At 60.9% G+C, this 11,914-nt stretch carries 10 protein-coding genes; 7 read left to right on the forward strand and 3 right to left on the reverse strand.

Annotated features, from left to right (window positions below; genetic code table 11):
• The first annotated feature begins 58 nt into the window (after window positions 1-58).
• Genes E3T22_RS07765 through E3T22_RS07785 form a run of 5 tightly spaced genes read left to right on the forward strand, consistent with a single transcriptional unit; the run spans window position 59 to window position 5,124 of the window.
• Window positions 59-874: a glycosyltransferase gene (locus E3T22_RS07765; protein ID WP_134481024.1), complete on the forward strand. Its 816-nt coding sequence runs from the start codon at window positions 59-61 to the stop codon at window positions 872-874.
• On the forward strand, window positions 871-1,860 hold the full coding sequence (locus E3T22_RS07770) for a glycosyltransferase (RefSeq protein ID WP_255453138.1): 990 nt from the start codon (window positions 871-873) through the stop codon (window positions 1,858-1,860). Before E3T22_RS07765 ends, E3T22_RS07770 begins: the two co-directional genes overlap by 4 nt.
• Window positions 1,857-2,774, forward strand: a complete 918-nt coding sequence (locus tag E3T22_RS07775; protein ID WP_166789287.1) for a glycosyltransferase — start codon at window positions 1,857-1,859, stop codon at window positions 2,772-2,774. The genes E3T22_RS07770 and E3T22_RS07775 overlap by 4 nt, the downstream gene beginning before the upstream one ends.
• Window positions 2,771-4,108, forward strand: coding sequence for a hypothetical protein (locus tag E3T22_RS07780; RefSeq protein ID WP_134481027.1), 1,338 nt, complete (start codon window positions 2,771-2,773; stop codon window positions 4,106-4,108). Before E3T22_RS07775 ends, E3T22_RS07780 begins: the two co-directional genes overlap by 4 nt.
• Window positions 4,105-5,124, forward strand: a complete 1,020-nt coding sequence (locus E3T22_RS07785) for a glycosyltransferase family 2 protein (protein ID WP_134481028.1) — start codon at window positions 4,105-4,107, stop codon at window positions 5,122-5,124. The genes E3T22_RS07780 and E3T22_RS07785 overlap by 4 nt, the downstream gene beginning before the upstream one ends.
• Here the strand turns inward: E3T22_RS07785 and E3T22_RS07790 are convergent.
• Both E3T22_RS07790 and E3T22_RS07795 read right to left on the reverse strand, forming a co-directional pair.
• Complete coding sequence (locus tag E3T22_RS07790; RefSeq protein WP_134481029.1) at window positions 5,092-6,357, reverse strand: hypothetical protein; 1,266 nt, start codon at window positions 6,355-6,357, stop codon at window positions 5,092-5,094. The genes E3T22_RS07785 and E3T22_RS07790 overlap by 33 nt on opposite strands.
• Window positions 6,354-7,484 carry a hypothetical protein gene (locus E3T22_RS07795; protein WP_134481030.1) on the reverse strand — a complete coding sequence of 377 codons (1,131 nt, stop codon included), beginning with the start codon at window positions 7,482-7,484 and terminating at the stop codon, window positions 6,354-6,356. Before E3T22_RS07795 ends, E3T22_RS07790 begins: the two co-directional genes overlap by 4 nt.
• A 167-nt stretch (window positions 7,485-7,651) precedes the next feature.
• On the opposite strand from E3T22_RS07795, the gene E3T22_RS07800 reads away from it, so the two are divergent.
• On the forward strand, window positions 7,652-8,143 hold the full coding sequence (locus tag E3T22_RS07800) for a VanZ family protein (protein WP_134481031.1): 492 nt from the start codon (window positions 7,652-7,654) through the stop codon (window positions 8,141-8,143).
• A 49-nt stretch (window positions 8,144-8,192) separates the two neighbouring features.
• On the opposite strand, the gene E3T22_RS07805 is transcribed toward E3T22_RS07800, so the two are convergent.
• Window positions 8,193-9,941: a DUF4012 domain-containing protein gene (locus E3T22_RS07805; protein ID WP_134481032.1), complete on the reverse strand. Its 1,749-nt coding sequence runs from the start codon at window positions 9,939-9,941 to the stop codon at window positions 8,193-8,195.
• A gap of 285 nt (window positions 9,942-10,226) precedes the next feature.
• On the opposite strand from E3T22_RS07805, the gene E3T22_RS07810 reads away from it, so the two are divergent.
• On the forward strand, window positions 10,227-11,693 hold the full coding sequence (locus E3T22_RS07810) for a sugar transferase (RefSeq protein WP_134481033.1): 1,467 nt from the start codon (window positions 10,227-10,229) through the stop codon (window positions 11,691-11,693).
• Window positions 11,694-11,914 lie beyond the last annotated feature (221 nt).

Raw genomic sequence — 11,914 nt, forward strand, 5'->3', positions numbered from 1 at the left:
CGCTGCGATCCTCGACTGCGGCCGCCCGTAGTTTCCCGATACTTGGAGTTCGAATTCCGTGAATACCCGCTGGACCCTGATCACCGTCACCTGGAACAGCGCGGAGACCCTGCGCAAGTTCTGGGGCACTCGACCACCGGAGAACGTGCAGTGGATTGTCGTCGATAACGCGTCCACAGACACAAGCGTCGCAACGGCAGAGTCGCTGGGAGCCGCCTCCGTCATAGCGTTGGACAAGAACATCGGATTTGGCGCGGCCAACAACCGCGCGCTCGCCATGGCCACAGGGGACTACATCGCTTTCGTGAATCCCGACGTGTCGGTTGAGTACGACGACCTTGATGGACTCGCGCGAATGATTGACGTTCGCGGTGGTCTGGTCTCCCCCCAACTTGTTAATCCGGATGGAAGTCTTCAAGCCAATGGGCGGGGAATGCCGACTCTCTCCAACAAGATTAGGAATCGCACTCGCAATACCCCTGGTGTCGAGGATTCCTACAATATTTATGCGTCATCCGGCGAAGCACGTTACGTCGTATGGGTGATGGGTGCAGTGGTAGCCGGCAGCGCACAGACGATCCAGGCCCTCAAGGGGTGGAATGAGAAATTCTTCCTCTATTACGAGGACAGCGAGATCGGAGTTCGTGCATGGCGCGAGGGCTACACCGTAGTTCTCGACGGGGCCTTCCGCTGGGTGCACGGCTGGGCTCGGGAAACAAAGACCTTCCGGTTGCGGCCGTGGATGCGCGAAATCGCGTCAATGACTCGCTTCTATGGTCTCTTCCCGGAGTTCCTCTGGAGAAAGGGCAAGATCGCGTCCCGACACGGCAGCGCTCATCAAATGGTCGGTCGGGTTCTGGCGGACGCATCATGACTGCTGTTCGATTCGTGCCAACGCCGACTAGCCTCATATTCACGGTGCTCAACGAGGAACTCGCAATGGCCGAGTTCCTGCAGAGCATTCATGCTCTGTCCGAGAAACCACAGGAGATCGTGATTGTGGACGGCGGTTCAACCGACGCCACCATGGAGATAATTCGAGGGTGGATACCGCCTGAGGGCGTGCGTGTTCGAGTCGTCGTGACGCCGGGGGCGAATATCTCTGCCGGACGGAACCAGGCCATCGAGATGGCCTCCAACCCCATCATCGCGGTTTCCGACGCGGGAGCGACACTAGACCAACGCTGGTTGGAGCGACTTGTGCGACCGTTCAGCGGCACTGCCGACGTCGCAAGCGGATTCTTCGTATCGTCTGGTGCGAGTTTTTGGGAGCGCGCCATCGGTGCCGTGATCACACCCTCGCTGTCTGAAGTGGACGGCGAGTCCTTTCTGCCATCGAGCCGCTCGGTTGCCTTTCGCAAGTCTGTCTGGGATGCAGCCGGGGGATACCCGGAATGGCTGGATTACTGCGAAGACCTTCTGTTTGATCTTCAACTCAAAAAGGACGGCGCCGTTTTCGTCTTCGTGCCCGACGCGATCGCATCGTGGAACGCTAGACCAAGTCTGAGAGCATTCGCGAAGCAGTATTTTCGCTACGCTCGCGGTGACGGGAAATCCGGACTTTGGCGGCGACGGCATGTGGCGCGCTATGGCGCGTACACCCTGGGCCTGGCGCTGGTGGCCGCCGCCTGGCTTAACCCATGGTTCCTTGCGGTCCTGCTCGGCGGGGTTGCGGCTTACCTTGCCAAGTTCCTTCGACGGGTTGTGCGGGCTCGACACTCGCTGGGCGCCGAAACCGCCAGAGTCTTCTTGCTGGCGCCCCTAATCGTTGTGACGGGAGACATCGCCAAAATGGTTGGTTACCCGGCCGGTTTGTCGTGGCGTTCGCGAAACCAGCAGCTGTGGCAGGTCGCCGCGTGAGCACCTCAATCGATAAGGCACTGTGCTGCATAGTTGTGCACTTCCAGAGCCCTGCCACGCTCTCGGCCACACTGGCTGCGCTTCACGCCGCCAGCGTGCTGGGCACCAGCACCGTAGTAGTGGACAACAGCGTGTCTGATGAAGCGAGCGAGTCCGCACGAACAATTGCAGAACGCGCTGGCTGCCTCTTTCTTCGTGTCGACAATCGCGGATACGCAGCCGCGGCGAACTCCGGATTGCATTTTCTGACGTCACGGGGTCTGCGCACGGAGCTGGTTCTGCTGTCGACCCACGAGTCGCTACCCGAGCCCGACGCCGTCGAAAAACTGGTCGAGGCTTTCCGGAGCGATCCGGCCATCGCAGTCGCGGGTCCGCTGCTCTTCAACAGCGAGACCGTAGATTCGAAGATCTGGTCTGGCGGCGGTCGTTTGTCGTCGGTGCTCAAAAGGCCTCGTCACCACACGGGGAGGCTCAACGATAAGGGTGAACCCGTCGACCGTGCCTGGCTAGATGGTGCATTCACCCTGTATGAAACCGCCGTCCTGGAGCAGCAGAGACTCGACGAATCGTATTTCCTCTACTTCGAGGAGACCGATTTGCACGTTCGTCTCGCGCGGTTGGGCCGCCGGGTCGTTATTGTCCCTGGAGCGCATGCGTCTCAGAGCTCGAACGGCATTCCACCACGACTCCTAGGACGTAACCTTTTTCTGTTTCAGGTGAAGCTGTTCTCGCCCTGGCGCGGGAGGTTGGCGGTCTCCTTCGAAGTAGGCCGGTCACTCGTCAGGAAGCTACTCACCAGGCGCGGCCGGTGGGGGGACGCAGCCAGCATCGTCAGCGGCTGGTTGGAAGGCGAGAGAACCATTCGCACGGGCGCCTACAGCGAGGCGTCAGCACCAGCAAGTAGAGCCCGTTGAACGCGGGGACGACCGCCAAGACACTTCGGATAGGGTCCGCGGTCCTGATCTCGGCGCTCATCTTCTTCCCGTCTGTCCTGGGTGAGATTGCGAGCGTTCGACTGTGGGCGATCGGCATCGGCTTGGTGGCCTTCGCCATTGAGGTGGTCTTGACCAAACGCAGTGTTCGCGCTCGGGTTCTCACGGTGATTGGTGCCGCTGTTGCAACCGGCACATTTTTGGCGGTGATCGAACTCATAGCCGTCCGCCTGGACGCCCGAGCGTTCGCGGTAAACGGGGAACACCTGCTCATCCTGCTCCCGCTCTTCGCAGCGACGGGAGTCCAGATCATGAGAAGCGGGATGGGGAAGACCTACCTGACCGTGGGAATCAGCGCAGCCACTCTCGTCGCACTGCTCGCTTTGGTTGAGTTCGCGGGCGACTTCTCGGTTCTCGGCAGGGAATATACGTTTCTGACAAGTCAGCGAGAAGGGCCAACCCGGGCACTGGTCGGCTCGGAGCATGTATTGGTGCTCGGTGCGACATTGGCAGCGTTCGTCCCCCTGACATCCGTGATTCAACGTGCGCCCCTGCGGCTCACCGCCGGTGCGGTCATCCTGCTAGGCACGTGGGCTTCTGGCAGTCGCGTCCCCGCCGCTATCGCAACACTCGTCTTCCTCGTTCAGTCGGTACCTGTCGTGAAGCGCTTCATCGTGCGAAACACCCGCTATCTCGTCCTGCTGGCAGCGGTCGCAACTGCGGCCCTTGCCATCTGTGCGACATTCGTGTGGAGCCCCTACATCGGCGGCGAGTCAGGGCTCGACTTCAGCGCCAACTACCGCTTCGCGAGCTATGCGGTACTGCCACAGATACTTCTTACGCTGCCACTCGGCTATCTCCTCGTCGGGGCCCCCGCGGGAGCGTGGGTTGTCGGGTCCGAATCTCGGGGCCAGGTGGATCTCGGGATGTCAGCTGACTCTGAGCTCTTGTACGCAGCATTCACCCTCGGGTGGGTGGGGGTCCTTGTGTACCTGATTGTTCTGTTGGGAAGCTTGAGAACGCTGCAAGAGAGTTTTGCCGTTGGGGCCGCGGCGAGTTCGATCGCTGTCATGGGTTTCAGTCTCGCCCTCCATGGCTGGGACGGGATGAGCAACCTGTGGTACCTCCTCATCGGAGCCTGCGCCTACCTGCTGCACCGACAGCACTTAGCGCGTCGTGCTCGACCGCCACAACACCTACACCGGCACGGAACATCGATCCCCGGCCAGGGCGCGGGCAGCACGCACCTTTCCGGCCAGATCCTGGACGGCGTCACCATTGCGAACCCAAAGCGTTGGTCGAGAGGAACAAAATGACCGCTGCGGCTAAAAATCGAGTTGCCGTCGTCGTTCCCAATTGGAACGGCCGGGAGATGCTGGGCGAATGCTTGGACTCGTTGCTAACCCAATCCCATCCCCTCACCGTCATCGTTGTGGAGAACGGGTCAAAAGACGAGTCCTTGGAATATCTGACCGAGACATATCCCCAAGTCACCGTTATCCCGCACTCGACCAACCTCGGCTTTGCTGGCGGAGTGAATTCGGGGATACGCCTCGCGATAGCAGATGGCTTTGAGCTCGTGGGCCTGTTCAACAATGACGCTGTTGCCTCTGAGGACTGGCTCGCCGAACTGGTCAGAGCTGCCGATGCGAACTCAACCGTGGGAATGTTCACGGCCAAGTTCCTCAGCATCGATGGGCGCCATTTGGATAGCACCGGCGATTTCTACAGTTCCTGGGGGATCCCGTTCGCGCGCGGTCGGGGGGAGGTCGCGTCTTCGAAATATGACGACGACACAGCTGTGTTCAGCGCATCCGGAGGAGCGAGCCTATATCGCATCTCGATGCTTAGGCAGATTGGCCTATTCGATGAGGACTTCTTCGCCTATTTCGAGGACGTAGACCTGAGCTTTCGCGCTCAGCTCGCTGGGTGGAGTGTGGAATACGTACCTCGTTCGATTGCCTTCCACCGGATCAGTGCCACCAGCGGACGGGTCAAGGGATTTGCGATTCAGCAGACCATCAAGAATCTTCCGTGGGTATTGTGGAAGAACTTGCCAATCGAGCTTTTCCCCGCTGTCTTCCCCAGGTTTTGTGTGACGTACGCCTCCATGGTTTTCGGCGCAGTCAGTCGGGGTGACAGCCGCGGCGCTGTAAGAGCCGTCTGGAAATCGCTTGCCTTGTTGCCCAAGAAAATTCGCGAGCGTTCCAAGATTCAGCGAACTAGCGTCGTGTCAGCGACACACATCAGAGGGCTGATGTTGTGGGACATTCCGCCAACAGCCGGCCGGCTGAGAAACCTACGCGACCGTCTCGCTCGACGACGCCGGTAGGTTCACCCGAGTGCGCTGGCTGCGGTAGATGCCTAGGGCACCCAGCTGGATCGTAGTGACGACGAATTCTGCGCCGGCCACAGCCACCGCAGCACCCAGCGCTCCGTGCTGGCTGGCGCCGTACAGGATGCCAGGGACGCCGACGAGCGCGCCCGCCACCGTGCTTACGAGAACGGCCTTGTTCAGGTCGAGCGGTGTCAGGACAAGCCGGCCGAGAGCGGAGTTGACTGAGAGCCAAAAGTAGGCCAAACCGAAGAAGGCCATGACGGGTGCGCCGACAGCGAGTTCGGGACTGAACAAGAGGCCGCTGAACCATGGCCCGATTAGTGCCAGTGCAGTTCCACCGGCCAGGCCGAGTGCGACATTCAGGTACAGAGCGGAGCGCATCCGCCTCTTAGCCACGCTGGCGTCTTCGTGTTCAGAGACCCACCCTTGGAAGGCGTTTCCGCTGATCGCGATTGCCTGTGTTCCCAAACGATAGAGCTTGTCACCCGAGACGAACTCCGTCGAGCCTCGGAGCGGCGTGACGGCCGTCACCAGACTGACCGTAATGCTCGTGTAGGCCCCCGAGGTCAAAACAGTCAGAGCAGGGAGGAGGTTTGACTTGAACTGGCCGAAGATGAAGCGGAGGGGAAAGCGGTTCAAGACTTCCCGAGTTAAGACTCGCTTACTGAACCAGACGTACCCCAAGAGGGTCGAGAAGATCAACAGGATCGGGTACCACCTGAGGTCCTGAGTCAGCAGAAGTACGAGGAACGCGGACAAGGTGGCCAACAGCCGTGGAAGGGCTTCGAACACAACCATCGAACGCGGGGTGCCGGAACCGACCCAGAACCAGGCGGGAGAGAAGCCTGCCAGGCTCGCAGCCAAGGCCATGCCCACGCTCAATTCAACGTGACCGGACGGAGAAAGCGCCGCACTGACGATCACAGCGAGAGGAATCGCGACTACGGCGACAGCCGACCTCTGAACGAGACTGATCCAGTACTGGCCAGTGGCCTCCAGCGCCGCTTTGCCCGCAACACGTTTCGGACCGATAAGCGTCCAACCGAAGACAATGAGGATGGCGGCGAACCCGCCGACCGATTGACCGATTGCAAGGCTGACCCAGCCCTCTGCGCCCCCATACCGCGCCAAGAGCGGGAGCAGCATGAAAGAGGAAAGGATCGAGAGCAGAGGAACTACGGTAAAACCGGAGATTCTCTTGAAGATCCCGTTTCGAGCGGACGTCACGAGTTAGTTTCGAGCTGTGTGGCCTCACCGTGAGGCAGCAGGTCCGCGGAGCTGTCGGAATAGAAGTGGCCCTCCACGAAGGCCCTCTGCACCTCAGCGAAGAACACCTCCTTTTCTCTCAGGAGGGCGGAGCGGTATTCATTCTGGCTGTCGCGGTGCGCTTGCGGCTCGGCCAGGACCTGGTCGAGCAGCGCAACGGTCCGCTCAAGAAAATGCGGGTCGGTGGGCTGAACTTTGTGTTGCCATGGAAGAGGGACGTCCTGCGTGAACGCGCCGGCGCCGCGGCGAGCCACAATGGTCACCGCGCCGAGGTAGGCCGCCTCGCGAGGCATGCGATCCTTCCCGGGGTGTTGCCCGAGGTCCAGATAGATCGCGGTCGAAGCGAGCGACCTGCATACGTCATCCGCTGACATACCAATCAGGGGTCGCCATTCGATGTCGCTGGTTTTGGCGATGACTCTTTCGGTCAGCTCCGAACCCTTTTTTGGGTTATAAGCCACGGTGCGGCCGCGGTCATTGGCGACATCCGAACGAAAGCCTTCGATCCTGAAGAGCGGCGTGTAGTCGCCGAGAAGGGTTGGGACGACGTTCAACTGGGCATACAGGTATGCCCACGCATAGTGGGACTGCGCCAGGTGAAGGGTGCTCTGAACGAGTTCGCGCCGCGGTCGCACCGAGATTGCGTAGTCCTTCAAATATTGGCGCGGCTTCACCTTGTGCTCGTTGCCGAGACCCGCCTTGTCGTCGGAGCGGGACCGGAGAATTCGGAAAACAGGAGAGTAGTCGATGCTCAGCCACCAGCACATTCGCTGCGCTTGCGTGAATTCGCGCAACAGGTCTATCCAGACCTCTGGCACGATGACTGCGTTTCCCGCTTGGTCGATGGCTCTCGGCGCTTCAGGCGCGTCGTAAATCTCGTAGTCTCGCACGCGAGCAGCGTCTTCCGTTCCCATAAACGGAACAAGGAACGCCTGTTGGCCGCTCTTACGCAGTGCGTCAACGAGCTGGTGTAGTGCCTCGGGCCCCCCGGTGCGAAGCCCTCGTGGGTAGAACACGTAGATGGTATCGAAGACACCTGTGGTAGTGGCAAACGGTTTCTGCATCGAGGTTCCCCCAAAGTAGTGCAACGGTTAATTCTACTGGACTTGCCATTTCGTCATTCGGCGACGACCGCGACGCACTCTCCCGCGGGGGAGCGCGCGGTCGGTCTTGTCTGGCAGAGTTAGAGATCACTTCGGCTGCATGATCAGCGAAATCGTGGCTAGGCGACCGCAGTGGCACGAGAGGACTCCACTTGACAACTAATGCACCACCTAAGAGCAGAGCACGCACGACAATCGGCGGCGTCCTGCTGGCGTCGTACGTTCTAGTCATCCTCCTCGCGACTCTGTGGCCCACCCCCCTGGATCAGGGATACAGTGCGGCGATCCAGAAGGTTCTCGACGTCGTGCATCGCAACGGCGTGCCTGAATGGTTCGGTTATAACAAGCTGGAGTTTTCGGCGAATGTGGCGATGTTCGTGCCCCTCGGATTTTTGGCGGCGCTTCTTCTGCCAGCACGGGTCTGGTGGCTGGCCTTGGTCCTGTGTCCCGCCCTCTCAATCGCAATCGAGGTGTCACAGGCGACATTCCTAGCCGCACGTTTCGCAACCGCTACCGACGTCGTATCGAATTCGATCGGGGCCGTGATTGGCATTCTGGTTGCCGTAGTGCTGCGCTCCGCGGTATACGAACGCGACCAAAAGGTGATAGCTAGAGCGTTTTGGCAAAGAGGTATTGCCAGCTGAATCCTTCGCTCGGGCCGGTGCGCACTCATGTTCGCGGGTTCGCTCGTCGTTACCCGCAGGCGGGCTCCACGGTCTGGGTAGTGGCATTGATCATCGGGGTGCCTCGCACCTCCAGCGGTCCATACTGACCTGGGGCACCCACGAATGAGGCGGTGACCGTGCTCGTCTCGCCAGGCGCGAGATATGCAGTGAATGACGCTACGGGTCTTCCGAGGTCGTTCCCGGAGGCGTTCACCGTCGTGTCTTCACCCGCAGCGTCAACCCGGGCGTCCGCCAACGTCGCTCCCACCGGCCCGTACACGAAGACCTTGGTGCTCGTGAGCTGTGGACCGTAATTGCCGCTCGAGACGTATTCAGGGAGCGCTTCCGCCTCGTCGGCCGTCAAGTTGGAATGCACAGTCACGGAGGTGCTGAAACTCGGGTGCGGGCCGGCGGCGCAGATGTCACTCGTCGTGGTGGTGGCTGTATGCAGGAAGTAGTCCATCTTCGACGCGGAGGTGTCTTGGTAGTAAACGCCAATGGCAGTGTTCGCGGCGTTGTCTTTGGGCAGCACCCCCTGGATCCGAGTACCGTCCAAGGCCTGCTGTTCCGTTGGGTCAGCGCTCCAGGCCAGAATGCTTCCTTGGTTTACTCCGTCAGCGACGGCCGAGATCATCGCATTCATGTCGAACTCGCCGCTGATCACCTTGTTGAGGATGGCGGATGCCGCGGACTGGAAGAAGGCGTCGATCTTTTCCGGCTCTTGGTAGGAATCGAAGCGGTAGTACACGTCGTGGACGAGCAAGCTGACAGCGTTTTCGCTGGACAGGACATCGCCGCTGGGGAGGTCGATTGGCCCAGTGGCGGTGAGAATGCGCGCCAACGCGAGAGGATCAATTGAGATCACGCCATTCGCCGTGAGTCCCTTGTCCCGGATCCAGTAGGCACGCATCAACTCGGCCGCTGTCGGAAAGTCGGGGCGACTTGTCGATGTGTTTGGGTAACGAACGAGGTAATCAGTAAACAGGTCGATCGCGCTTTGATCGACGGGCACATCCAGTCTCGTCCCCTCAACCAAATCCTGGCTGCCGGCACCCTGCGCGGCTATCGAAATTGCGCCCTTGTCAACGTTGATGAGGGTGTATGAGGCAGCGCTGCCTCCGAGGGCTGTGCTCTCTGCATTGTTCTGGAAGGCCAGCAAGTACATTCGAGGCCCTTCTGACCCAAGGGCAGGACCCGCTAATTGCAACAATGGTGCGGCACTTGTGATGGCAGAGTTGGCCTTGCCCAGGAGGTCTTCTACCTTCGTCACCGCGGCTGAAACGGGTCCAACGGTCGCGGATGCGTCGACTGTAGCCATTCTTACCAACGACTCCTCGAATACCGTCTGAGCGGTTGCAGCGATGACTTTCACGTCCTCGAAGGGCGTAATGTCGAATCCACCCGTGACTGGGTCTCTGGCGGTGATGTCATAGCTCGCAACGAGTTCGACCGCGGGCGCGGCCACTTCTTGGACAATCGCGTCAATGCTCTCGGATACGGCACGGACGGCCCGGAGATTCTCGCCGACGAACGGAACTACCTCGGCGGCGCGCCAGGTCAGGTCGCGGGTTCCAGCCGCAGCGCTCGCGGACTTTTCCTGCAGTTCGGTACTCGTTGCGGTCAGAGTGGTGAAATCCCCGCTACCGATCTCTGCTTGTAACTGGTCGACGAGCGCTTGGGACGCTTCCAAATCCGTCTTGACCACGAGCACGCGCGTGGCAAGCCACGTGACCGACGCAAGCACGAGTACTCCTGCAATCACGAGGCCGACCTTCACCCGTCGCTTCGCGACGGACTTACGACGACGGTGACGGACGTCCGCGCGCGGAGGGCGGGACGACGTGCGCTCGGATACTCGGGAATTCACAGGTCTCACCTTAGGGGAGGAGCGATGTGGGGGTCGGGAACCGGGTGCGCTTCAGGAATCAATGGCCCCACAATGGGGTGCGCACAAGGGGCCTGAGAAAGGGCTGGGAGGCCAAAAACTGTGGAACGATGAAAACAGGCTCGTCCGATATCACCGTTTCTTTGGGTCAGGCGTGCATTCTGATGGGGGAAATGAATGGCAATCGGCGATACACGTACCGCGGGGGTGTTGCGGCGTCGCTCTTGGCAGCGGGCTTTTGCGGTGCGGCTGTTCAGCACCGACATCGCGGTGGTTCTGGCGGCGGTGTTTGGGTCTCAGTTCATCTGGTTCGGACTCGAAACTGTGCAGGTGTCGGCTCCGCAGCCGTTCAGCGTCGGCGCCAGCTACACGGCCGTCTCCCTCGTTCTCGTCGTTGCCTGGATGATTATGCTCGACGTGTTTGCCACTCGGGACCACAAGGTGATCGGCAGCGGCACGCTCGAATACAAGCGGGTCGCCGATGCGACCATCCGTCTCTTCGGCCTCTTCGCGATTATCGCCTACCTCTTGAAGATCGAAGTTGCACGGGGCTACTTCCTCTTGGCGCTGCCTCTGGGCCTGGCGCTGTTGATCGGCACGCGGTGGCGTTGGCGCCAGTGGCTGCGTAGGCGCCAGGCCAGAGGTTTCTATCTCTCCCGGGCGTTGCTTATGGGCGAGCGGCGGAAGTCCGCCCATGTGGCGACCACCATCGCCCGCACGCCCGGCTCCGGGCTGCTGCTCGTGGGCGCTCTCACGCGGGAAGGTAGCCTCAGCGAGGGACCGATCAACGGGGTTCCAATCTCGGGGGACTACGCGGATCTACTCACCGCCGTGGACGAGACCCACGCCGACACCGTGATCCTCACCGGTGCCGACGACATCGCCCCCGAGGACATGCGCCGGGTGGGCTGGGAGCTCGAGGCCCGCGACGTGGAGCTGATCGTGGCGCCGGCACTCACCGACATTGCCGGACCGCGCATCCATTCACGACCCGTGGCCGGTATGCCGCTTATCCATGTGAGCTACCCGCAGTTCGAGGGCGCGAAACGGGTGACCAAGCGCACCTTCGACATCGTCGGTTCGGCGTTGCTCATTCTGCTCAGCTCGCCTGGCCTCATCTGGGTGGCCATCGCGGTCAAGCGGTCCAGCCCCGGCAACATCGTCTACCGGCAGGAACGCATCGGCCGGCACGGCGCCACGTTCGGCATGTACAAGTTCCGCTCCATGGTGCAGGATGCCGACGACCAGCTGGAGAGCCTGCTCGACGCACAGGGCACCTCGGACACTCCGCTCTTCAAGGTCACCAACGACCCACGCATCACCCCGATCGGCCAGATCCTGCGCAAATACTCCATCGATGAGCTGCCGCAGCTGTTCAACGTGCTCTTCGGTGAGATGAGCCTGGTGGGTCCGCGGCCGCAGCGCGCCGCCGAAGTGGCCCTCTACGACGATGCCGCGCACCGCCGGCTGATCATGAAGCCGGGCATGAGTGGGCTCTGGCAGGTCAGCGGCCGGTCGAACCTCAGCTGGGAAGACAGTATTCGCCTGGACCTCTACTACGTGGAGAACTGGTCGCTCACGGCCGACATCCTGATTCTGTGGCGCACCGTGCGTGCCGTGGTTACTCCCGAGGGTGCCGTTTAGGCGGATGGCTGAGGGGTCTTGACAGGCTCGACCAGCGAAAGAAACACGGGGTCTCGACAAGCTCGACCAGCGGATGAATTCCGGGGTCTCGAGCAGCTTGAGCAGCGGAGGGGCGTAGCTGAACTCCCGCGGAACGACGCGGATCGCGCGACACGCCCAACGCGACACGCCCGGGTTGCACAATGACCTATTCTTGTGGCAGACTCTTCTAGTTCAACACT

Source organism: Cryobacterium sp. TMB3-10, assembly GCF_004402305.1.
Taxonomy (GTDB): Bacteria; Actinomycetota; Actinomycetes; order Actinomycetales; family Microbacteriaceae; genus Cryobacterium; species Cryobacterium zongtaii.

What these genes read in the sequence shown, in the direction of transcription:
- E3T22_RS07770 (WP_255453138.1), top strand. Translation starts at nt 871, where the DNA reads ATGACTGCTGTTCGATTCGTGCCAACGCCGACTAGCCTCATATTCACG.
- E3T22_RS07785 (WP_134481028.1), top strand. Translation starts at nt 4,105, where the DNA reads ATGACCGCTGCGGCTAAAAATCGAGTTGCCGTCGTCGTTCCCAATTGG.
- E3T22_RS07810 (WP_134481033.1), top strand. Translation starts at nt 10,227, where the DNA reads ATGGCAATCGGCGATACACGTACCGCGGGGGTGTTGCGGCGTCGCTCT.